At 65.4% G+C, this 23,655-nt stretch carries 15 protein-coding genes; 3 read left to right on the forward strand and 12 right to left on the reverse strand.

Going from position 1 to position 23,655, the window contains the following annotated elements; translation table 11 throughout:
- Positions 1 to 12: 12 nt before the first annotated feature.
- The 3 genes from GGD61_RS03175 to GGD61_RS03185 all read right to left on the reverse strand — a co-directional run bounded on the left by GGD61_RS03175 (position 13) and on the right by GGD61_RS03185 (position 7,564).
- The gene (locus GGD61_RS03175) at positions 13 to 2,301 is read right to left on the reverse strand and encodes a DUF1522 domain-containing protein (RefSeq protein ID WP_183230127.1); all 2,289 of its coding nucleotides are present in this window, start codon (positions 2,299 to 2,301) and stop codon (positions 13 to 15) included.
- 323 nt (positions 2,302 to 2,624) lie between these two features.
- A complete protein-coding gene (locus GGD61_RS03180; protein ID WP_183230129.1) occupies positions 2,625 to 4,913 on the reverse strand; it encodes a DUF1522 domain-containing protein in 2,289 nt (762 codons plus the stop codon).
- A gap of 362 nt (positions 4,914 to 5,275) precedes the next feature.
- Positions 5,276 to 7,564, reverse strand: a complete 2,289-nt coding sequence (locus GGD61_RS03185; protein ID WP_179737801.1) for a DUF1522 domain-containing protein — start codon at positions 7,562 to 7,564, stop codon at positions 5,276 to 5,278.
- 322 nt (positions 7,565 to 7,886) lie between these two features.
- Between GGD61_RS03185 and flbT the strand changes: the two genes are divergently transcribed.
- Positions 7,887 to 8,324 (forward strand): flagellar biosynthesis repressor FlbT, encoded by a 438-nt coding sequence (flbT, locus tag GGD61_RS03190; RefSeq protein WP_028144338.1) that lies wholly within the window; start codon positions 7,887 to 7,889, stop codon positions 8,322 to 8,324.
- A gap of 69 nt (positions 8,325 to 8,393) precedes the next feature.
- Here the strand turns inward: flbT and GGD61_RS03195 are convergent, their stop codons facing one another.
- From GGD61_RS03195 to GGD61_RS03235, 9 genes are all read right to left on the reverse strand, one after another.
- Positions 8,394 to 9,893, reverse strand: coding sequence for an aspartate aminotransferase family protein (locus GGD61_RS03195; RefSeq protein WP_183230131.1), 1,500 nt, complete (start codon positions 9,891 to 9,893; stop codon positions 8,394 to 8,396).
- Positions 9,890 to 11,143: a hypothetical protein gene (locus GGD61_RS03200; RefSeq protein WP_183230133.1), complete on the reverse strand. Its 1,254-nt coding sequence runs from the start codon at positions 11,141 to 11,143 to the stop codon at positions 9,890 to 9,892. Before GGD61_RS03200 ends, GGD61_RS03195 begins: the two co-directional genes overlap by 4 nt.
- Position 11,144: 1 nt before the next feature.
- Positions 11,145 to 12,794: a hypothetical protein gene (locus tag GGD61_RS03205; RefSeq protein WP_183230135.1), complete on the reverse strand. Its 1,650-nt coding sequence runs from the start codon at positions 12,792 to 12,794 to the stop codon at positions 11,145 to 11,147.
- Positions 12,784 to 13,560 (reverse strand): hypothetical protein, encoded by a 777-nt coding sequence (locus GGD61_RS03210; RefSeq protein WP_183230137.1) that lies wholly within the window; start codon positions 13,558 to 13,560, stop codon positions 12,784 to 12,786. The genes GGD61_RS03205 and GGD61_RS03210 overlap by 11 nt, the downstream gene beginning before the upstream one ends.
- Positions 13,561 to 13,631: 71 nt before the next feature.
- Positions 13,632 to 15,515, reverse strand: a complete 1,884-nt coding sequence (locus GGD61_RS03215) for a flagellar protein (protein WP_183230139.1) — start codon at positions 15,513 to 15,515, stop codon at positions 13,632 to 13,634.
- A 21-nt stretch (positions 15,516 to 15,536) separates the two neighbouring features.
- A complete protein-coding gene (gene flgK / locus GGD61_RS03220) occupies positions 15,537 to 17,420 on the reverse strand; it encodes a flagellar hook-associated protein FlgK (RefSeq protein WP_183230141.1) in 1,884 nt (627 codons plus the stop codon).
- A gap of 34 nt (positions 17,421 to 17,454) precedes the next feature.
- Positions 17,455 to 19,710 carry a flagellar hook-basal body complex protein gene (locus tag GGD61_RS03225; RefSeq protein WP_183230143.1) on the reverse strand — a complete coding sequence of 752 codons (2,256 nt, stop codon included), beginning with the start codon at positions 19,708 to 19,710 and terminating at the stop codon, positions 17,455 to 17,457.
- Positions 19,711 to 20,001: 291 nt separating this feature from the next.
- The gene (gene msrB / locus GGD61_RS03230) at positions 20,002 to 20,511 is read right to left on the reverse strand and encodes a peptide-methionine (R)-S-oxide reductase MsrB (protein WP_183230145.1); all 510 of its coding nucleotides are present in this window, start codon (positions 20,509 to 20,511) and stop codon (positions 20,002 to 20,004) included.
- 87 nt (positions 20,512 to 20,598) lie between these two features.
- Positions 20,599 to 22,068, reverse strand: a complete 1,470-nt coding sequence (locus GGD61_RS03235; protein ID WP_183230146.1) for an FAD-binding oxidoreductase — start codon at positions 22,066 to 22,068, stop codon at positions 20,599 to 20,601.
- A 190-nt stretch (positions 22,069 to 22,258) separates the two neighbouring features.
- On the opposite strand from GGD61_RS03235, the gene GGD61_RS03240 reads away from it, so the two are divergent.
- Together GGD61_RS03240 and GGD61_RS03245 are read left to right on the forward strand one after the other, a co-directional pair.
- Positions 22,259 to 22,795, forward strand: a complete 537-nt coding sequence (locus tag GGD61_RS03240; protein WP_179737787.1) for a histidine phosphatase family protein — start codon at positions 22,259 to 22,261, stop codon at positions 22,793 to 22,795.
- A gap of 47 nt (positions 22,796 to 22,842) precedes the next feature.
- The gene (locus GGD61_RS03245; RefSeq protein ID WP_026201824.1) at positions 22,843 to 23,268 is read left to right on the forward strand and encodes a universal stress protein; all 426 of its coding nucleotides are present in this window, start codon (positions 22,843 to 22,845) and stop codon (positions 23,266 to 23,268) included.
- The last annotated feature ends 387 nt before the right edge of the window (positions 23,269 to 23,655 follow it).

Consider the following 23,655-nt stretch of genomic DNA (forward strand, 5'->3'; position numbering starts at 1 on the left):
TTCAGCCGCTTATTAGCGAAGCAGCTGGAGCACGCTCTGCTGCGAGGTGTTGGCCAGCGACAGCGCGGAGACCGCGATCGACTGGCGGGTCGACAGCGCCTGGCTGTTGGCCGCCTCGACGTTGGTGTCGGCCAGGGTCAGGTTGGACGAGCCGGTCTGCAGCACGTTGATCAGGTTCTTGTTGAAGTCCTGACGGATCTGCACGACCGAGAGGTTCGAACCGAGGCTCGAGGCTTCCGAGCGCAGCGTGCTCGACGCGGCGTTCAGATTGGTCAGCACCCTGTTGGCGGCGGCGTTGTCGATGAAGTCGACGCCGACGGTCAGGGCAGCAAGACCAAGACCCTTGGAGTTGTAGGTCACGCCGGTGATGTTCAGGCTCGACTTGCCGGTCTCGTCGAACACCAGCTTGAGCTGGTCGCCGTTCAAGAGGTTGACGCCGTTGAACGAGGAGTCCTGCGAGGTCGTGTCGATCTGATTCAGGATGTTGTTGTACTGGGACACCAGATTGGCACGCGCCGTCTGGGCAACGCCATCCTGGACGGGGTTGGAGGCCGTCGAGAAGGTCAGCGCCGAGGTGAGCGTTCCGCCGATCGCGCCGCCGGCAGCCGTCGAGCCCAGCGTCGAGGACGCGTAGTCGTTGGACGCGGTGATGGTCAGCAGGCCGTTGGCGTCGATCGTCGCAGACAGGTTGTTGGCCTGCAGCTTGGTGTTGAGCTGGTCGAGCGTCTTGACCGTGCCGTTGGTGCCGTCGCCGAAGGTGACGTTGACCGCCGTGCCGCCGTTGAAGGAGGAGAAGGTCAAGGTCTTGCCGGCGATGCCGCCGATGCCGGAGGTGCGGGCCGCGGTGAAAGCGGTCGCGTTGCCGGTATTGCCGGCGAGGCCGAACACGTTCAGCGCATTGCCGGTGCCGGTGATCGAGAGGTCGGCGTTGACGCCGGTCGAGATCTTGAGCTGACCGGACGTATTGATCGTCGAATTCGACTGACCGGTGGCGGTCCCAAGCGTCGCGGTGCCGTTGGCGTTGATCGTCGCGGTCTGCACGCCGGTGGCAAGGTCGATCGCCTTCAAGACGTCGTTGACCGTGCCGGCCTGCAGGTAGACCGTCGAGTTGCCGTTGCCGTCGGTGACGACGTTGCCGCTGACACCGAAGCCGCTCGGAACGCTCGGAGCCCCGGTCGAGCCCGGAACCGGCGCGTTCTTGAAGGTGATGACGTGACCATCGACGTTCAGCGCCGAGCCGTCCGCGATCTCCGCACCCAGCGAGGCCGCGCTCGTGGTGCGGTTGACGTTCACGGTGGCATTGCCTGCACCTGTTGAGGTCGTCAGGGCGAGTGCCTTGAGCAGGTCGGCCTTGCCGGTGACGCTCAGATCCGCACCAGTCGAGCTCCTCAGCGTGACAGCGCCGCCGGCAACGGTCGAGGCGGTCTGGCCGACACTCGTGGCGATCGTCGCAGCACCCGCGCTGATGGCAACTGTCTTCACGCCGCTGGCGAGATCGATCGCGCTCAACAGATCGTCGACGGTCGCAAGCGTCGCAGGCGTGCCGGTGCTACCGAGATAGACGGTGGTATTGCCGCTGCCGTCGGTGACGAGATGGCCGCTGACGCCCGAACCGGCGGGAACACCGGTCGCCGCCGGCGCGACGCCGGCGCGGAAGGTGATGGTCTTGCCGTTCACGGTCAGGGTGTCGCCGTCGGCGGGCTGGGCGTTGCCGGCCAGGCCGCTGGCGCTCGTGCCGTTGGTGGCGATCAGGGTGATGGTGCCTTCCAGGGTCGTGGTACCGCCGGCGCCGGTCGTTGCGCCAGTGCTCGCGAAGACGCCGATGCTGGCGCCGAGCGTCGTGGTGCCGGTCGCCGCCGTGGTGCCGCCCGCCGCGCCGCTATAGAGCACGTTGCTGGATGCGGTGGCGCTCGCGAACGAGGTCGTGCCGCGGAGGTCGGCCGCGGTCGCACCGGAGATGGTGGTGGAGACGTTCGACTTGGTGGAGTAACCGACCGTGGTCTGCAGCGCCTGGTTGGCGATCGACTTGGCGCTGTCGATCAGCTTCTGCAGCGAGGTCAGGCCGGTGTTGGCAGCCTGCAGCACCTGCACGCCGTTGGCGATGCTGTCGAGCAGGTTGTTGATGTCGCTGGCGCGGTTGTCGAGCGACTGGGCGGTGAAGAAGTTGGTGGGATTGTCCAGGGCCGAGTTGACGCTCTTGCCGGTCGACAGACGGTTCTGTGTGGTGGCGAGGAGGTCGGCGGTGGACTGGAGAGAGAGGAGGTTCTGGCGAACCGACGCAGAGAGAACAATACCTGACATGACTCTTACCCTTCTGGCTTACGCGTCTTCGTTCGATCGCTTCGGATCGAGTGACGGGGCCAGCGTGCCGCGACATGGCTAACAAAGGGTGAAACGAACATCGCCCGCATAAGCGCCGGTTCACCATAAGCGGGTGGGAAACGCGGAGCGAGATGGCAATCAGCCTGAAATCATTGGCAATTCTTTGCGCTTACGCTCCATTAACCATAACCGCTGGTTACTTTTCGGAGTGTCGCCTGCCCTCTCAAAACCTCGAGCGATAAACGAAAAGCGGCGGGGCCGAAGCCCCGCCGCCGGATCTTGCTTGCGATGTCGTCCGCGACTTAGCGGAGCAGCTGGAGCACGCTCTGCTGCGACTGGTTGGCCAGCGACAGCGCGGAGACCGCGATCGACTGACGGGTCGACAGCGCCTGGCTGTTGGCCGCCTCGACGTTGGTGTCGGCCAGGGTCAGGTTGGACGAGCCGGTCTGCAGCACGTTGATCAGGTTCTTGTTGAAGTCCTGACGAACCTGCACGATCGTCAGGTTCGAACCGAGGCTCGAAGCTTCCGAGCGCAGCGTGCTCGACGCGGCGTTCAGGTTGGTCAGCACCTTGTTGGTGGCGGCGTTGTCGATGAAGTCGACGCCGCCGGTCAGCGCAGCAAGGCCGAGACCCTTGGAGTTGTAGGTCACGCCGGTGATGCTGAGGTTCGACTTGCCGGTCTCGTCGAACACCAGCTTGAGCTGGTCGCCGTTCAACAGGTTGACGCCGTTGAACGAGGAGTCCTGCGCCGTCGAGTCGATCTGGTTCAGGATGTTGTTGTACTGAGACACCAGGTTCGCACGCGAGGTCTGGGCAACCGTATCCTGGACGGGGGTGGAAGCCGTCGAGAACGTCAGTGCCGAGGTGAGCGTTCCGCCGATCGCACCACCCGCCGCCGTCGATCCGATGGTCGAGGACGCGTAGTCGTTGGTGGTCGAGACCGTCAGCAGGCCGTTGGCGTCGATCGTCGCTGTCAGGTTGTTGGCCTGCAGCTTGGTGTTGAGCTGGTCGAGCGTCTTGACGGTGCCGTTGGTGCCGTCGCCGAAGGTGACGTTGACCGCCGTGCCGCCGTTGAAGGAGGAGAAGGTCAAGGTCTTGCCCGTGAGGCCGCCAACGCCGGAGGTACGAGCCGCGGTGAACGCGGTCGAGGTCCCCGTGTTACCGGCGAAGCCGAGCACGTTCAGCGCATTGCCGGTGCCGGTGATCGAGAGGTCGGCGTTGACGCCGGTCGAGATCTTGAGCTGGCCGGAGGCGTTGATCGACGAGTTGGTCTGGCCGGTGGCGGTCGCAAGCGTCGCGGTGCCGTTGGCATTGATCGTCGCGGTCTGCACGCCGGTGGCAAGGTCGATCGCCTTCAAGACGTCGTTGACCGTGCCGGCCTGCAGGTAGACCGTCGAGTTGCCGTTGCCGTCGGTGAGGACGTTGCCGCTCGCACCATAACCGCTCGGAACGCTCGGAGCACCGGTCGAGCCCGGGATCGGCGCGTTCTTGAAGGTGATGACGTGACCGTCGACGTTCAGCGTCGAGCCGTCCGCGATCTCCGCCCCCAGCGAGGCCGAGCTCGTGGTCCGGTTGACGTTGACCGTGGCGTTGCCGCCGCCCACGGCCGTCGTCAAGGCGAGCGCCTTGAGCAGGTCGGCCTTGCCGGTGACGCTCAGATCCGCACCTGTCGAGCTCCTCAGCGTGACGGCACCGCCGGCAACGGTAGAGGCGGTCTGGCCGACGCTTGTGGCGAGCGTCGCAGCACCCGAGCTGATGGCAACTGTCTTGACGCCGCTGGCGAGATCGATCGCGCTCAACAGATCGTCGACGGTCGCAAGCGTCGCAGGCGTGCCGGTGCTACCGAGATAGACGGTGGTATTGCCGCTGCCGTCGGTGACGAGATGGCCGCTGACGCCCGAACCGGAGGGGACACCGGTCGCCGCCGGCGCGACGCCGCTGCGGAAGGTGATGGTCTTGCCGTTCACGGTCAGGGTGTCGCCGTCGGCGGGCTGGGCGTTGCCGGCCAGACCGCTGGCGCTCGTGCCGTTGGTGGCGATCAGGGTGATGGTGCCTTCCAGGGTCGTGGTACCGCCGGCGCCGGTCGTTGCGCCAGTGCTCGCGAAGACGCCGATGCTGGCGCCGAGCGTCGTGGTGCCGGTCGCCGCCGTGGTGCCGCCCGCCGCGCCGCTATAGAGCACGTTGCTGGATGCGGTGGCGCTGGCGAACGAGGTCGTGCCGCGCAGGTCGGCCGCGGTCGCACCGGAGATGGTGGTCGAGACGTTCGACTTGGTGGAGTAACCCACCGTGGTCTGCAGCGCCTGGTTGGCGATCGACTTCGCAGAGTCGATCAGCTTCTGCAGCGAGGTGATGCCGGTGTTGGCAGCCTGCAGCACCTGCACGCCGTTGGCGATGCCGTCGAGCAGATTGTTGATGTCGCTGGCGCGGTTGTCGAGCGACTGTGCCGTGAAGAAGTTGGTGGGATTGTCCAGGGCCGAATTGACGCTCTTGCCGGTCGACAGACGGCTCTGTGTGGTGGCGAGAAGATCAGCGGTGGACTGGAGGGAGAGCAGGTTCTGACGAACCGACGAAGAGAGGACGATACCGGACATTGAGTGTTACCCTTCTGGTACGCAACGCAACAAACAAACTTCGATTAGGATTAATCGATGCCGGGACGGTGAACGCAGACGGCTAACAAAGCATGAAGCGTGTCGCACCAGTCCTTGCGCGGATTCACCATACGCGCGTTCGGAGCCTGATCCGCTCCCTCCATATCGTCATGATAGGATGACGCTTTTTGGTGCAGCGACGAGCCATTTGCCACTTGTCAACCATAACTCAGAGTGAGCAATTGGCTGCATTCGAATGCATCATTCCCGGTTCGTTATGCGGCACCTGATGCCGGCGCAAAAAAGAAAGCGGCGGGACCGAAGCCCCGCCGCCGGATCTTGCTTGCGATGTCGTCCGCGACTTAGCGGAGCAGCTGCAGCACGCTCTGCTGCGACTGGTTGGCCAGCGACAGCGCGGAGACCGCGATCGACTGGCGGGTCGACAGCGCCTGGCTGTTGGCCGCTTCGGTGTTGGTGTCGGCCAGGGTCAGGTTGGACGAACCGGTCTGCAGCACGTTGATCAGGCTCTTGTTGAAGTCCTGACGAACCTGCACCACCGAGAGGTTCGAACCGAGGCTCGAGGCTTCCGAGCGCAGCGTGCTCGACGCCGCGTTCAGGTTCGCCAGCACCTTGTTGGTCGCGGAGTTGTCGATGAAGTCGACGCCGCTGGTCAGGGCAGCGAGGCCCAGACCCTTGGAGTTGTAGGTCACGCCGGTGATGCTCAGGTTCGACTTGCCGGTCTCGTCGAACACCAGCTTGAGCTGGTCGCCGTTCAACAGGTTGACGCCGTTGAATGAGGAGTCCTGCGCGGTCGTGTCGATCTGGTTCAGGATGTTGTTGTACTGAGAGACCAGGTTCGCACGCGAGGTCTGGGCAACCGTGTCCTGGACGGGGCTGGAAGCCGTCGAGAACGTCAGTGACGAGGTCAGCGTGCCGCCGATCGCACCACCTGCGGCGCTCGAACCGATGGTCGAGGACGCGTAGTCGTTGGTGGTCGAGACCGTCAGCAGGCCGTTGGCGTCGATCGTCGCCGTCAGGTTGTTGGCCTGCAGCTTGGTGTTGAGCTGATCGAGCGTCTTGACCGTGCCGTTGGTGCCGTCGCCGAAGGTGACGTCAACCGCCGTGCCGCCGTTGAAGGAGGAGAAGGTCAAGGTCTTGCCGCTGATGCCGCCGATGCCGGAGGTACGAGCCGCGGTGAACGCGGTCGAGGTGCCGGTGTTGCCGGCAAGACCAAGCACGTTCAACGCGTTGCCGGTGCCGGTGATCGACAGATCGGCATTGACGCCGGTCGAGAGCTTCAGCGCGCCGGAAGCGTTGATCGACGAGTTGGTCTGGCCGGTGGCGGTCGCAAGGGTCGCGGTGCCGTTGGCATTGATCGTCGCGGTCTGCACGCCGGTGGCAAGGTCGATCGCCTTCAGCACGTCGTTGACCGTGCCGGCCTGCAGGTAGACCGTCGAGTTGCCGTTGCCGTCGGTGAGGACGTTGCCGCTCGCACCATAACCGCTCGGAACGCTCGGAGCACCGGTCGAGCCCGGGACCGGCGCGTTCTTGAAGGTGATGACGTGGCCGTCGACGTTCAGCGTCGAACCGTCCGCGATGGTCGCACCGAGCGAGGCCGAGCTCGTGGTCCGGTTGACGTTGACCGTGGCGTTGCCGCCGCCCACGGACGTCGTCAGGGCGAGCGCCTTGAGCAGGTCGGCCTTGCCGGTGACGCTCAGATCCGCGCCTGTCGAGCTCCTCAGCGTGACGGCGCCGCCGGCAACGGTCGAGGCGGTCTGGCCGACACTGGTGGCGATCGTCGCAGCACCCGAGCTGATGGCAACTGTCTTGACGCCGCTGGCGAGATCGATCGCGCTCAACAGATCGTCGACGGTCGCAAGCGTCGCAGGCGTGCCGGTGCTACCGAGATAGACGGTGGTATTGCCGCTGCCGTCGGTGACGAGATGGCCGCTGACGCCCGAACCGGAGGGGACACCGCTCGCCGCCGGCGCGACGCCGGCGCGGAAGGTGATGGTCTTGCCGTTCACGGTCAGGGTGTCGCCGTCGGCGGGCTGGGCGTTGCCGGCCAGGCCGCTGGCGCTCGTGCCGTTGGTGGCGATCAGGGTGATGGTACCTTCCAGGGTCGTGGTACCGCCGGCGCCGGTCGTTGCGCCAGTGCTCGCGAAGACGCCGATGCTGGCGCCGAGCGTCGTGGTGCCGGTCGCCGCCGTGGTGCCGCCCGCCGCGCCGCTATAGAGCACGTTGCTGGATGCGGTGGCGCTCGCGAACGAGGTCGTGCCGCGCAGGTCGGCGGCCGTCGCACCGGAGATGGTGGCGGAGACGTTCGACTTGGTGGAGTAACCGACCGTGGTCTGCAGCGCCTGGTTGGCGATCGACTTCGCTGAGTCGATCAGCTTCTGCAGCGAGGTGATGCCGGTGTTGGCAGCCTGCAGCACCTGCACGCCGTTGGCGATGCCGTCGAGCAGGTTGTTGATGTCGCTGGCGCGGTTGTCGAGCGACTGTGCGGTGAAGAAGTTGGTGGGATTGTCCAGGGCCGAATTGACGCTCTTGCCGGTCGACAGACGGTTCTGCGTGGTGGCGAGAAGATCAGCAGTGGACTGAAGGGAGAGGAGGTTCTGGCGAACCGACGCGGAGAGGACGATGCCTGACATAACTCTGTTACCTTTCTGGTAAACGACGCAACTGTTACTCGTCTGCTTGGATCGAGAGTGACCCAGCGACCGGCGGACCGTGGCGCCGAGACCTCTAACGAAACATGAAATGAAATCCGTGCCTTTGCCGGGTTTCGCGTGATTCGGCCGGGGACGCCGCGCAAGATCGCCGCGCAGCCGCAAGGGTACGACCTTGAAAATATTGCGGTTTCCCGCGTGAACGGCTGGAATTTACAGCTCGTTAACTAATTCCGAGCGAGAATCACGTCTTAATAGGCCGCAACGAGCGCTCGGTTACGAAAGCGTTGATGGAGAACAGGCAATGGCCCTCAAGGTCGAGCTCAGACCGCACGAACGCATCATCGTCGGCAACTGCGTGATTACCAACACGGACCAGCGTGCGCGCCTCCTGATCGACGGCGACAACGTGCCGATCCTGCGCGAGCGCGACATCCTCACGCCCGAGACCGCGGATTCGCCGGCGAAGCTCGTCTATCTGGCGGTCCAGCTCATGTACATCTCGCCGGATCCGCAGAGCCAGCACGGCACCTATTTCAACCTGGTGCGCGATATCGTCACCGCGGTGCCGAGCGCCTGGCCGATCATCGAGGGCATCAACAACAACATCCTGAACGGCGACCTCTACCGGGCGCTGAAGGATGCCCGCAAGCTGATCGCCTATGAAGAGAAGCTGCGGAGCCAATTCGAGGCCACCCATCCCCAGACGGAAGCGGCCAAGGACGTGAGCTCCGCCGCCTGACCATCGACGCAAACGACAACGGCCCCGGATCGTCTCCGGGGCCGTTGTCGTTTCAGCCATGCACCAGTGCTATTGCGCCGCGAGCGGCGGTGCCTCGACCTCGATCATTCCGTCGGCGAACCGCCGGCTGCCGAACTCCAGCACGGCCGCGACCAGCGCGTCGATGTCCGCCTCCTCGGTGCGATGATTGACGATCGCGGCGCGGATCGCAAACCTGCCGTCCAGCGTCGTGCTCGAGGGAGCTGCTATTCCGGACTCCTGGATGTCGGCGACAATCTCGCGATTGACCGCATCATCGGCACGATAGCGGAAGCAGACGATGTTGAGGTTGACCGGCGCCAGCAATTCCAGCCGCGGTTCGGCCATTACGCGGGCCTCCAGATATCTTGCCAGCGCGCAGCTTCTCGTGATCGTCGCACCAAGCCGATCGGTACCGAATGTCTTCAGCGTGAACCACGTCTTCAGCGCACGGAAGCCGCGCGACAGATCGGGACCGAGATCGCAGGGCCAGATCGCGCCCGCCGCAAGCCCCCTCGCCTCGCGGCGCAGATAGGCCGCGGGCTGTGCGAAGGCCTGCCGATGCTGCTCGCCATCGCGCACCAGGAGGAATCCGGCGTCGTAAGGCACTTGCCCCCATTTGTGGAAGTCGAGCGCAATGGAATCTGCGAGCTCCATGCCGCCGAGCAGCGGCGCGAGCTCGGGCGAGAAGATCGCAAGCGCGCCGAAAGCGCCGTCGACGTGAAACCAGATGCCCTCCTCGCGGCACAGCTCCGCGATCGCCTTGAGGTCGTCGATCGCACCAATGTCGACCGTGCCGGCAGACGCCACGACCAGGAACGGCTTGAAGCCGACCTCGCGATCAACAGTGATTTGCGCACGCAGCGCGGCTACGTCGATGCGATGATCGGCATCGACGCCGACCTTGCGCAGCGCATCGGTGCCGAGCCCGGCGATGTCCATCGCCCTGGAGACGCAGCCATGCGCGGCCTGCGACGTATAGGCCGTCAGCGCCGCACCGTCATTGCCGATGCCGTATTGCCGCGCCAGCGTGCCGAGTGCAGCCGTCCGCGCCACCAGCACCGCCATCAGATTGGCCATCGACGTGCCCGTGACGAAGATGCCGCTCGCACTGTCCGGGAACGTGAACAGGCGGCGCATCCAGTCGACGATCTGGCGTTCGACCTCGATCGGCATGTGGTCGCGTCCGCCGAGATTGGCGTTGAGGCCGGCCGCGAGCATGTCCGCGACCATGCCGACCGCGGTGCCGCCGCCATGCACCCAGCCCATGAAGCCGGGATGGACGTTGCCGGTCGCATACGGCGCGACGTGATCGGCGAATTCGCGATAGACCTCGGCGAGGTCGCTCGCCTCGCGCGGCACGTCGGCCTTGAAGGCCGCGCGGGTCGCATCAGGAATCGGCTGCCAGACCGGGCGCGCCCGGACGTTGGCGATGCCGTCGATCGCATCGTCGAGCATGCGATGGGCGAGCGCGCGAAATTCGCTCCAGTCCTGCGGGTCGAGCGAGGCGTGCGCGACGGAGCTTTGCGCGCTGCGGATGATCTCGTTCATGCTGCACTCCCCTCGCCTGCTCTTGCATGCCGCGACAGCATCGCCGAGAACGCCGCAAAGATCTTGCGCATCTGTGGCGGCTTGTAGGGAAACACGGCCGGCGAATCCATGTTGTGCACGACAGCGGTGTTGTCGGCCTCGAACACCAAGAGCTCGCCGCCCTGGTTCTCGGCGCAATCGACGATGAAATAATCGAGGCCGACGCGCCTGCTCATCTCGTCGAGCGCGCTTTGGTGGCGCGCGGCGAAGGCGTGATCGAAGTCGCGCATGAAGATCGCTTCCTCTGCCCGCTTCTCCTCGCTGAACGCCATGTAGGCGTTGAGATACCAGATGTCCCAGCGGTCGGCGATCGCCATGTGGCAGGCGTAAGGTTTGCCGTCGACCATCGCGAGACGATATTTGCGGTAGAGCCCGTCGCGGTTCACATAGTCGACGAAGCGCGCGACGAAAAAATCCTGCTCATCACGCTCGGCAAGATAGGCTGCGAGCGCGGCCGCATCGTCGAGCTTGGCGAGTCCGACGCCGGCATGCGAGCCGCGCGGCCGCGCGATCATCGGAAAGCGCAATTCACCCGCGATGTCCCGGCAGGCGATCTGCCCTCGCGAAAGATCTGACAATTGCGCGCGCGTCGCGTGAATGGTCGCGGGAATATCGAGACCCGGCACGCCGGCCAGCAGCCGATGCAGCTTGTCGCGATCGAGGTTGCCGATGCGATCGGGACGATTGAGCAGCGGCCGCGGCCAGTGCGGCGCGGCCTGCTCGATCGAGGCGAGCGCCTCGCGGCATTCCTCGGAATCGGAGGTGACCACGATGGCAACGTCGTGCTCGGGCAAATTCTCAGGCAGACCGACGCCCTTGACAACGTAGAGCGTCAACAGCTCGATGTCGGAGCCTTCGAGCAGGAAATCGATCGGCGTGTTGCCGCCCATGTCGATGTCGGCTGCAAGCGCGAGCACGCGCAAGCCCGGCTTCGGAGCAGCGCTCGGCGTGCGAAACAATTGGTGGAAGCTCAGCACCTCCGACTGGATCGCAAGCCCCTGATCCTTGTCGCCGAGTAGCTGGGTGATCAACGACAGATCCAGTCCTTCGCCTGCCAGTGCGGTCCCCGCCGCGATCCGCGCCAGCAGCTGGTCGCGCAACGGATGCAGGTCGACACCTTCGAAGGCCTGGCGCGTCAACTGCGAAAAGCCGATGCGATCGGCGTAGTTCGCCGCGGTCATGCGAAGCGGCGCGGAAACCGGATGCTGCATCTCACACCTCGAACGCGGAGTTTACCGGCACCGCCGCGACCGCGCCACGGTCGAGCAGCAGCTCGATCTTTACCAGGACATGGGCGATGCGATCGAGAATTTGCTGCACGTTGCGTTGCGCCTGCGCTATGTCGGGCGACCAAGCCTCGGTCACGAGCCGTGCGCCGACGCAGAGGCGCAGCACGGCCTGCGGTGCCTCGTCCTGCCGCTCCAGCCGGACCGGCTGGCCGATCAGGCAGCGCTGCACGGCGACCTGCCGGTCCGCCGCACTGCCGCCGATCGCCTCGTTCATGTCGCGCGCCAATGCCCGATGAACGGCGGCGGTCTCGGCGATCGAGACCGGCTTGCCGTCGCGCAGCAGGATGAACGGAAAGATCGTGGTTTGTGCAAATTCCTCATCATCCGCGCCGGCAGTCTCGATCGCGGATGGAACGGGGCGAAGCGACGGCGACAGCGCGCTCATGCTGTGGATGCCGGCGGCGAGCTCGGCGAGTATCTCCGCGCGGAAAGCCCCGGGCACCGTGTAGTAGCGGCCGATCTCGGCCAGCGCCGCTTCCCAGCGCAACCATTGACCGAAATTCGGACGGCGCTCGAAGCGCGAACGCAGCGCCGTCCAAGCCACCGGCCAATCGCAACGGCCGGCATAGTCGAAGATACCAGGCGCGATCCCCTCGACCCGGTCGAGCGACCGCGAAAGGCCCTTCGGCACCAGCACCGCGCCGCTGAAGGCCGGCCCACCGAAGAATTTGGAGCCTGTCATCAGCACCATATAGCCGCGGTCGAGATAGGAGCGCAGCCGGCGGCGACCGAGCCGGGCCTGGCAGGCATCGACGACGATCTGGACCTTGCGCGGCCAGCGCCGCGCGATCTCGTCGAGACAGGCCGCGCTCGGTGCACGCCAGCCGAGCTTGGATGCATCCATGATCTGGAGCAGCACCGGCGCACCTTGCGCGATCGTGGCCTCGACCGCACGCAGCACCGCGGCATCCGTGTCCGCGCGCATCGCAATCCCGGGCGCAGTCGCGAGCAGCGGCAATGCGAGACTGGCGCCGGCGAGCCCCGCAACCGCACCGTCTTTGCGAACCGCAAGGCCGCTCGCCGTCATGGAGCTGAAATGGTGCCCGCGGGCGGTATGGATCGTCCCGCTTCCGGTCTGGTCGGCGCCGACCACGATCGTCACCGGCGGCGCCCCGAGCACCGCGCGCGCCAGGAACAGGGCATGGAGCTGGGAGTCGGTGCCGGAGGGCGAGAACACGACGTCGACACGCGGCGAGAGCTGGAGATGGCCGCGCAGCTCGTCCCGCATGTCCTCGCAGCGCGCATCGAAGGCGATCTCGACCTCGTCGAACAGGCACTTGTGCATCAGCTCTTCGCGCGCCAGCGCGGCACGGTCGTAAGCCACTTGCGAGATCGTCGATGCGGTCGAGGAGGCGAAATTCCAGATCTCCGGCTCCGGCGAAGCCGCGCAGCCATAGCCGTTGACGCGATCCCTGGCGTCGAGCGCCAGCCGCGGATCACCGCCGGAGACCAGCAGCGTGTCCAGTGGCGTGAAGAGATCGCGCAGGAGATAACGTGAGCCGCCGTCGGGGGCGCGCTCCTGACCTGACAGACGGGATGCGCCGGCGCTCATCCCGGAAGGCTCACGCCGCATCGGCCGCAGCCGCCGGCGCGAATTGCGAGGCGATATCGCCGTGGAACACCGACGGCCCGACGTGATCGAGCGAACTCTGGATGTCGGCCCAGATCTCGCCGCCGATATCGGTCCAGCGCTTGCAGAAGGCGAAGTCCTCGGACAGATACGTGCCGGTCGCCGCATCGATCATGCATTCGAACAGCGCAAACCGGTTCTGGCTTGCCGCCAGCGTGTCGTGCGAATGCTCACGGAAGAACTGCAACGCCGCATAGTCCGGATGGCGGCACATCGCCTCCAGCGCCTGGCGCCGGATCATCAGGAAGCCGGTGCCGGCATAGCGCACCCGGGTGAAACCGTTGACCACGACGATGCGGTCGGGATCCTCGATCTCGAGCACGTAGTCGAGCGAGGCGGCCGGCACGTCGGTGCGGCCCGACTGGATCGCCCGCGCGGCCTTGTCCCAATTGACCCGCTTGATCGGATAGCAGCCGGCGACGACATCCGCGCCGCATTCGATCAGCCGAAACACCTGCTCCGGCTTGAAGCCGATATCGGCGTCGATGAACAGGAAATGCGTCGCCCTGGGATCGTCCAGGAACATCGCGACCAGATTGGCCCGCGCGCGGGTGATCAGCGCATCGCCGTCGCGCAGCAGCACCTTGAGCTCGAGATTGGACATGCCATGCACAGCGCGCTGCAGCGCGAAGATCGAGCTCGCATAGATGCTCGACACCTGCCCGCCGAAGCACGGCGTTGCCACCACCAGTTGCATCCTGTCCGACATCGGCAGCTCCGCCCCGCTCCAATCCTCACCAAGAGGTAAAGAGGCATGGTTAACGGCGCCTTAACGCGTCCTTACAGGAACTTGACGAGCGAGAGCTGCGCCAGGTTCGAGGTCACCTGATAGGACGCCTGGAGCGCGTTCTGCAGCGCCAGCAGCTGGCTCGCGACCTCGTCCGGCGAGGCCGATTCCGCCTGGTCGATGATGGTCTGGAGCTGCGCCTTGGCCTGGGTCTGGCGCGTGCTCGCGTCCTTCATCGTGTTCTGGGCCATCGCGATGTCGGTCTGGATGTCCTCGATGCGCTGCTGGCCGGGCTGCTGGGTCAGCGCCTGGGTCGTGCGCAGGCTCAGCGCAGCGACCTGCCCGCCCGAATACTGCCCGGTCGGCGAGGTCGAGAAGGTTCCGAACACCGCGATCGCCTGCAACTGCCGGCGGATCGCGTCCTCGTTCGCCTGGGCCCCGTACTGCACCGTGACGGAATCGTCGACGCGCGCCATCGCGGTCGAGCGCGCCGAGCCGGGCCCGTCATTGCCAAGATACCATTCCACGGTGGTGGCCGAGCCGTTGACCAGCGTCGTCGCCGAGCTCGCGGGCGAGGATCCGACCCGCAGTGGCGGCTGGGTGGCGGTCACGGGCGTCGCGCTGAAACCGAGCGAGCCCAGCGCGCCGGTATTCGAGCTCGTGATGTTCAGGCTCGCCGCATCGTCGGTGTTGATCGTGATCGAACCGCCATGGACCGTCGAGGGCTTCGACGTCCCCGTGATCTGGTCGATCTTGCCGAGCAGATTCTGGATGCTGTCGGTGACGTTGAGCTGGTTGCCGGTCGCGCCCGAACTGACGAAGGTCAGCGTGGTGCCGTTGACGGTGATGGTGTCGCCGGCGACGAAGCCCGGCGAGATCGAATCCGAGGGGCTCACCCCGGACAGCGCGGTCGCGCCGGTCACGGGCGCCGGCGGCGCCGCCTGGTTGTTGACGGGCGTGCCGATCGCCGAGCTTGCGGTGTTGAAGAAATTGTCGCCGGCGACGATCGCGGATGCCGCCACCAGCGAGGTGTTGGCGAGCTTCGTGATCGCAGTGTTCAGCGCGGCGTTGAGGTTGTTCGCGGTGTTGGTCGGGTTGACGGGGGTGCTGGCGTCGATCGCGAAGCTGCCGAGCGGCGTTGGCGTCGCCGTCGACGCGGTCAGATCGATCTGCTCGGTCGAGCCGTCCGGCAGCGTGAACTGCACGCTCAGCTTGTCGCCATTGTTCGGGTTGACGCCGTTGAGATCGACCGAGAACGACACCGGCGAGCCACTCGGGCCGGTGATGGTCGCGCCCGTCAGGGTCGAGGATACCGCCTTGAGCTTCAGCCCGAACGGCGATCCGGCGGCGTCTTCCGACACCTGGATCGAGCTCGGCGTCGGCTGCGTCTGCACCAGGCGGCCCATGCCATTGGCGCCGAGGTCGGCGGCCTGACGCTCCGCCATCACGGTCTTGAACCCCGCCTGCGTCGTGGTGCCGTTGATGATGTCGCCGGCATCCGCAACCGACTGCGTGTTGACGGCGGTTCCGGAAAACAGATAGCGGTTGCCCGTCTGCGTGTTGAGCACGCCGACCATCGAGCCGAACTGGGCGGCGGCGGTGTTCTGCGCGATGGTCTGGCCGTTGACGTTGAGATCCTGCGCGGTGTTGGCCGCGCCGGTCTGCACCGTGCTGCGGATCTTGGTCAGCGACTGCAACGCCGTGTTGGCGAGGTTGATGCTGACATTGACGTTGGTGATCGTGTCGGTATAGGCGGCGATGTTGGAGAGCTGCGCGCGCCCGGCGATCGCAAAGCCCTCGTTGGTGCCCATCCCGGAATAGTTCTGCGACAGCTTGCCGGTCGAGAGCTGCGTCGACAGGTCGGTGAGCTGCTGATTGATGTTGCGGATCTGCGAGCCGAGAATCGACGAAGAGTAGTTGATGCTGCTGATCGACATGTTTCAGAGCCCTGTTACTTGTTACACTTGAGCCTGGAGCAACGTATTCATCATGCTCTGCACCACCGACATGACGTGGGCGTTGGCGGCATAGGCATTCTGGAGCTGGATCAGGTTCGACATCTCCGAGTCCAGATTGACCTTGGAGGTCGAGTCGAACTTGGCCTGGAGCGTCGAGACCACGACGCTCTGGCCCTGCTGCAGCTGGGTGGCCTGGGTCGCGGAATTGGCCTGGACGCTCAGGAACTGCTGCAGATAATTCGAAACGCTGCCGGTGAAGGGCTGGCTCGCCGAGCCGAGACCGCTCGCTGGCGAATAGGAGAACACCGCCGAGGTGAGCTGCGAGTAGAGATAGTCCGAACGCGCGGTGTCACCCGAAGGCGTCACCGGCGAGGTGTTGTACACCGACATCCGGGTCGGATCGGAGACCAACTGCGTGTTCACGGCGATGCGTCCGGCAAGGCCGGTCATCTGCGAGCCCGAGGCGGTGATCGCGCCGGTGTAGAGCGCCTGTCCGCCGTCGGTGAACAGCGGCAGTTGCGGATTGCCCGAGGTCAGCGGCGAGATCGTCTTGGTGATCGAGGATGAATTGACCTTGGCGAGGCCGCTGTTGTCGTCCGTGATCCGCAGCGTCGTGGCGGTCGCCGGCGACGGCGCGGCGGAGAACGTCAAATGCGAGGTGGAAAGCGCCGTGTTGAGTGCCGAAGCGATCGCGCCCATGCCGCCGGAGAAGTTCACGCCGATCTGCATCGGGTTGGCGTTGGCCGCGTTCTGCAGCGGCAGCGCCGCCGGGTCGGTGACGTTGACAAGGGTGACCTGGCGCTTCGTGTTGGTCGCCGTGTCGGTGTAGGTGAAGGTGGCGGTGTTGCCCGGCAGCGCACCGGCAAGGTCGATGTCGAAGCCGGCCGGCGGGCCCGACACCGTGGTGCCGGCGGTGGTCTTGTCCGACAGCGCGCTCGACATCGTGGCGGCGAGCTGGTCGATCTGGTTCTGCGCCTGCACCAGCGTCTCGTCGCGCAGCTTCAGATCGGCCGCGATCTGGCCCGAGGAGACCACGTTGTTGGCGACGACGTCGACCTTCGAGCCGTTCGGCAGCACGATGTTGAGCGCGCCGACGCCGGACTTGGCCGGATCGATGTTGTAGAGCGAGGTCGCCGACAGCGCGCCGGCGGAAGCAAAGGTGAATTGCGAGGCGAGCCCGGCGCCGACGAGCTGGATGCCCGTCGTGGTGTAGATGTTGGCCTGGTTCGAACCGTCGGTGGTGACGCGGACGTCGACATATTTCGACAGCGTGTTGATGGCCTGGTCGCGCTGGTCCATCAGCGTCGCGGCCGAGGGGTCGTTGGCCGACAGGCCCTGCAGCTTGGTGTTGATGTCGGCGATCTGCTGCATTGCGACGTTGGCCGCTTGCGCCGAATTGCCGAGATCCTGCTCGACATTGGAGCGCAGCGACTGGATGCCCTTGGTGGTGACGTTGAGCTGCGTGGCCAGCGCCTGCGCCGCACCGAGCGCAACAGTTTGCGCCGACGACGCCCCTGAGCTGGTCGACAGCGCCTGCAGCGCCGTGGTGAACTTGTTCAGCGCAGTTTCGAGCGTGCCGCTGTTGCCGGGCGTGCCATAGACATTCTGAAGCTGCTTCAGGATGTTGGCCATCTGATCGGCGTAGCCGCTGCCGCCGGTCTCGGTGCGCAGCTGGTTCAGCACATAGGTGTCGAGCTCCCGGCTGACGCCGGTCGTCATCGCCGTCGAGCCGAAATCGCCGGTGGTGACCTCGATCTGGTTCGGGGTCTGGACGACGTAACCCGGCGTCTGCGCATTGGCGACGTTCGAGGAGACGATCGAGAGCGCGGCCTGGTTGGCACGCAGACCGCTCATCGCACTGGCGAGGGCTGAACTCAAACCCATGTTACTTGCCGCCTTTGGTTACGTTACGCGCCGATCAGCGCAACACGTTCAAGAGGTCCTGCACCATCGAATTCGCGGTCGTGATCACCTTGGTGTTGGCCGAATAGGCCTGCTGGGTCACGATCAGCTTGGTGAATTCGTCGGCGATGTCGGTGTTGGATCCCTCCAGCGACGAGCCGCTGATGGTGCCTGAAGCGCCGTCGATGGCGTCACCCGACTGCTCGGTCGCGGCATAGGCGCCGCCGTCCATCGCCTTCAGATAGTTGGTGCCGTTGAAGTGCGACAGCTGAACTTGAGCGAGGTTGAGGTTCTGGCCGTTGGAGAACGTGCCGACCACGATGCCGTTGTTGTTGACGGCAACCGAGCGAAGCTGACCGGCGGCATAGCCGTTCTGCGTGATGGTGTTGATGGTCACCGCGCCGCTGGTGCTGGCATATTGCGTCAGTCCGCCCGAGGAGATGTTGAAGGCGACCGAGCCGAGCGACTGACCGCTGACGCTGACGTTGTTGATGGTGATGCCCGAGCCGCTCGGCGAGGTCAGCGAGCCGTCGCTGGCAAAGGTGAAAGTCTGGCCGGTATTGACCCAGCCGACGGTCGTGCCGGTCGCGTTCGGGTCGGTCTGGTAGAACAGGTTCCAGCTATCCGAATGACCCGCGCCCAGCGAAGCGCTGTCGGTCTTGGCCCAACGCAATTGCAGGTTCACCGGCGTGCCGGCGGCGTTGTAGGCGGTCACCGCGCCGCCGCTGATCGATTCCTTGGTGAAGGTCGCGATGTCGTTGCCGATCACGCCGCCGGTGCCGGCGGTGCCGCCGCCGTCGCGGTTCTTGGTGATGGTCGAGGTGAAGCCGAGCGCCGAGAAGGCAGCGCTGTTGGAGCTGGACACCGAGAGGTTGGAAACGGTGCCGGTGTTCAGTGTGATGACGCCGCCGCTGCTGACCGTCGATCCGGAGGCGCCGGAGAGCGCATCGATCTTGCCGAGCAGAGTCGTGACGTTGTCGGTGGTGAGGATCTGACTGGCGCTGGGAACCGTAGGCGGCGAGACGAAGGTCAGTGTCTGGCCGTTGACGGTGATGGTATCGCCGGCGGCGAAGCCGGACGAGAGCACCTGGGCGCCACCGGCGGTCGCGCTGCCGCTCAGCACCGTTGCACCCGAGATCGCGGGCGAGGACAGCACGTTGCCGCCGCGGGTCACGCTGCTGATGCCGAGCGCGGTGGCGGCGGTGCCGCTGCCGACCGCCACATCGGTGCCGGTGCCGGTGGAGATCACGATGTTGCCGCTCGCGGAGAGCGAGGCCGTGACGCCGGCGCCGCCCGCGGTCTGGATCCCGTTCAAGATGTCCGCGACCGTCGCCGTCGTGCCCGCGCCGAGACCGATCGTGGTGTTGTTGCCGACGGTCGAGACCGTTGTGCCACCGTTGAACGTGATGGTGTTGCCATTGATGGTCAGGGTCTGGCCGCTCAAGGCGGTGAGGATGCTGGACGCGAGATGCGTGCCGACCGCGTTATCGAGCGATGTGGTGGTCGAGGCCACCGCCGCCGAATTGTTCTGGAGTGCGACCGTGCCCGTGCCCGTCGTCGACGAATAGGCCGAACGGATGTTGCCGGTTGCAGCCGCGCCGGACACCATTGCGTTGGCATAGGGCGCGGGAGGTGTGCCGACCGGCAGCGGGTTGGCGGCGAAATCGGACGGGTTCAGCCCGCCGGCCGCCAGCAGCGTGCCGCTCGACGCGGTCGTTTTCGCCACTGTGTTCGGCTGCGTCGGCAGGTTCGCAGCGTACTGGATCGAGGTGGTCGCCTGCGCCGGAATGAAGTTGTTCTGGAATTGCAGCACGTTGGCCACGCTGCCGGTCGGGTTACCGGTCTTCGGATCGACCGTGACGCCCATCAGGTAATAACCGGCGCCGTTGACCAGATTGCCGTTGGCATTGAGCTGGAAGTCGCCGCGCCGCGTGTAGTAGGTGACCCCGGTGAAGACAGGCACGTTGTCGACGACGCCGCTCGCCTTCTGGATCGAGAAGAAGCCGTCGCCGGTGATCGCCATGTTGGTGGCGACGGTGGAGCCCGAGATCGTGCCCTGCGTGGTGATGGTGGCCTTGGCGTTGGCCGTCACGCCGCCCGCGACCTGCTTGCTCGGAACCGAGGAGTCCGGAATGAGATCGACGAAGCTGGTGCCGATGCCCTTGTAACCGGTGGTGGATGAGTTCGCGATGTTGCCGGAAATGTTCTGCAGCGCGTAGGACTGCGCCTGCAGGCCACCCACCGAGGTGTTCATTGCATCGAAGATACCCATAACTTTGTCTCCAAATCCGATCTCGGCGGCGGGTCGACATGGCCGCAGTCGGAGGAGACAGTCGCAAGGGCTATGCCAATGCAGGTATTCTCAGAAAATCAACGACTTAATGAAAAAGCCCCGGCCTGACGACCGGGGCACATTTGCCGGGACCGGCAACAATTGCCGGGACATATCGTCGTTCCGGGGCGATGCGAAGCACATCGAGCCCTGGTGCGCATTGCGCACCTGAGAACCTCGAGATTCCGGATTCGATGCTCACGCATCGCTCCGGAATGATCCCCGCGAAACCTACGTCGATGCCGCCGCCGGATGGAACACCAGCCCGAAACCGTCGATGCAATAGCGCAATCCGGTCGGCTTCGGACCGTCGTCGAAGACGTGGCCGAGATGGCCGCCGCAGCGCCGGCAATGCACCTCGGTGCGCACCATGCCGTAGGCGCGGTCCTCGGTCTTGCCGACATTGCCCTCGATCGGCTGGTAGAAGCTCGGCCAACCGGTGCCGCTCTCGAACTTGGTCTCGGAGGCGAACAGCGGCAGGTCGCAGCCGGCGCAGGCGAAGATGCCTTTGCGGTGCTCCTTCAACAGCGGGCTCGAGCCGGGCCGCTCGGTGCCATGGTTGCGCAGGATCTCATATTGCTGCGGCGTGAGCTGGGCGCGCCATTCAGCCTCCGTCTTCGTGATCTCGAACTTTTCCACGGCTTTCTCGCCAGCCTCGGCGGGCGTTCCTCTCAGCCAGCGGAAGGCCCCGAGGCCGAACAGGCCGGCGGCAGTCGTCAACAGGATGCGGCGATCAAACATCTCATTCTCCGTGCGCGGGCAATCCACGCCCTGAGATACGGGCTTCTGTCGGCCGAAGTTACACGTCCGGGCGGAATTTCTCTCAACTTATTGGGAGGCGGCGCCATCATGCGAGGCCGGTTCCACGGCACGCTCTGCCTCCCGGACCGCGCGTTTCGGCGGCGGGGCCGGTCGCGGCCTGACGCCGGGCGCTGGACGGCGCGGACCGGTGCCGGCGGCCCGGTTGGCTTCGGCAAGGCGCGCCTCGCGCTCCCTGTCCTTGACCCTGGCGCGTTCGCGGTAGCGGGCGAGCGAGCCCGCGGCGGCAGAACTCGCCCTGCCCCAGATCCCGACCAGCTGGCCCGCGACCCGCCCCGTGGCGCCGCCCGCCCAGACCAGCTCGAACGGCGAGAACAGCTTCCAGCGCTCGTCGCCCCACAGGATGCTGCGCGCGATCATCTGCCCGGCCATGGCCGAAATGTTCATGCCCTGGCGGCCGAACCCGCTCGCCACCCAGAGGCCTTTGCGCAACTGGCCGATCTGCGGCATGCCGTGCACGGTCTGGCCGGTGGCGCCGCCGAACATTTCGCTGATCTCGACATTGCCGAGCTCCGGAAAGATCGTGCGGATCCGCCGCCTGACGCTGCCTGCAAAGCGCTGCGGACGCGCGGCCCAGGTGGTCTCCGGGCTCTCCCACATCAGCCGGTCGCCATCGACGATGCGGAAATGGTCGACCCCGTCGGAATCCATCACCGCTCCCTTGAAGGCGATGATCTCGTGCACGCGCTCGCCGAGCGGCGCGGTGATGCCGGCGTAGCGCCAGACCGGCAGCAGCGTCTCCGACAGCCGCCGCAAGGGCGCGCCGAGATGGATGTTGCCCGCGAGCACGATGTGGGTGGCGCGCAGCCGCGCCGACGGCGTGACGATGCGCTTGCGGATGCCGGAATGATCGATGCTGACGACCGGCGTGTCCTCGAAGATGCGGGCGCCGGCCCGCCGCGCCAGCGCCGCAAGGCCATGCACATATTTGCGGCCGTCGACCTGGAACGCTTTGGGATAATACACGCCGTGGAAATAGCGATCGGTCTTGAGCACCTCGCGGACGCGATCGACCTGCCAGCCCTCGGCCTCGGTGTCGAAATCCTCGTTCAGCATCTGCAACCGGCTAATCAGACGGTCGCCGGCATCGACGTTGGAGACCTCGAGCACGCCGTTGCTCGGGGCAATCCCCGGCATGTTCTCTTCCGTGGCATTGGCCCGGACGAACTCGGCCCCCTCCTTCGACAGTGTCCACAATTCACGCGCGTCCTCGAAGCCGATGCGCTCGATCAGGTCGGTGAGCGGCAGCGCAAAGCCCGGCATCACGGTGCCGAGCTGGTTGCCGGAGGCGTTCCAGCCGATATGACGGCCCTCGAGCACCGCGACACTGGCCCCGAGCCGGGCTGCCTCCAGCGCGATGGAGAGCCCGGCAAGCCCGGCACCGATGACGCAGATGTCGGCGTCGAGATCGAACGACAGCCGCACACGGTCGCGAAAGCCGGCTTCTTCCTGGGACACGCTTGTGAAAGTCTCGCTCATGTCGTTTTCTTAGAGCATGATCCGGAAAACTGTGCAGCGGTTTTCCGAACAGATCATGCTCGAAATAACAACCTTAAGCACGATGACGATTCGTTCTAGTCTCATCGCGCTTTACACCTGCCAGGCGCTTGTCACCTTGTCCCCGCCCGCGTCTGTACATTATCCGCGGCCGTAACGATTCGAGAATGCCATGCGCCGTTTGATGCTGCTGCGTCACGCCAAGACCGAGACCGACGCGCCGAGCGGCCGTGACCAGGACCGACGGCTCGACGATCGCGGCCACAAGGATGCCGCCCGGATGGGCGACTGGATCGCCGCCCATCCGCCCTTCCCCGAGACCGTGCTGGTGTCGCACGCCGTCCGGGCCCGGCAGACCTGGGACATCGCCTGGGAGGCGATGAAGGACCGCGTCCCGACGCCGCAGGTCGAGATCCTGCCGGAACTCTACGGCGCCGATCCCGCGCAGATCCTGGACTCCATTCGCACCGCAACCGCCCCGGCCAACCCGAAGCGATTGCTGCTGGTCGCCCACAATCCCGGCATGCACGAGGCCGCCTTGATGCTGATGGGCGGCGGCGATCATGATGGCGCCAGGGCGCTCAGCCACAATCTGCCCACCGCGGGACTTGCGATCTTTGACTTTGACGTCAAGGATTGGGGTGACGTGGCCTACCGCCGCGGCAAGCTGGTGCTTTTCACCAGCCCCAAGCTGCTTCGATCGGGATGATCGCGACGGCCGGGAAAACGTGCTGACTGGAAGATTTGGAGGCGCAGATGTTCAAGTCCATCCTCGTGCCCATCGACCTCGCCGACACCGACCTCGCCAAGCCGGCGATCGCGACCGCGGCAACGCTGTCGCAGACCTGGAGCGGCCAGGTGCGCCTGCTCAACGTGCTGCCGATGACGCCGGTGATGCTGGCCGAATACGTGCCGGCCGATTTCGACGAGCAGCAGCGCCAGACCTCGGAAGAAGCCCTCGCCATCGTCGCGCGCGAATCCGGCATCGAGGCTTCCCGCATCTCCAGCGTGGTACGCCAGGGCGGCATCTATCACGAGATCCTGGAAGAAGCCGTGCACATGAAGGCCGATCTGATCGTGATGACCTCGCACCGGCCGGCGATGCGCACCTATTTCCTCGGCTCCAACGCCGGACATGTGGTGCGCTACGCGAAGTGCTCGGTGCTGGTGGTGAGGCATTAAGGATCGTCATAGCCCGGTCTCATAGGGTGGGTTAGCCGTGCGGACTGCGCGAAGCGCTGACCGCTCGGCGTAACCCACCACTTTAATATCCGCGGCGGCAGAGAGGTGGGTTACGCCTGGGGACTGCGCTTCGCGCAGCCCGGGGCTAACCCACCCTACTCGTCTACAATCCCTTGCGTTTCTACAATCCCTTGTGTGGCCCGACGGGCAAAACACCCAATTGGTCGGTCAATCCGCGCCGTCGAAAATATTCCGCTTTACCGAAATTCGGAAATCACGTATGTGTCGCGACAACCCGGCCCAAGGAAGAGGGGCGTATCGCGATCGTCACGAACGCGGGCCGGGCGGCGGTGGACGCAGGTGACATCGGCGCGAAGAGCTTTCGCG

Origin of the sequence: Bradyrhizobium sp. SBR1B (genome assembly GCF_014198205.1) — a bacterium.
GTDB lineage: Bacteria > Pseudomonadota > Alphaproteobacteria > Rhizobiales > Xanthobacteraceae > Bradyrhizobium.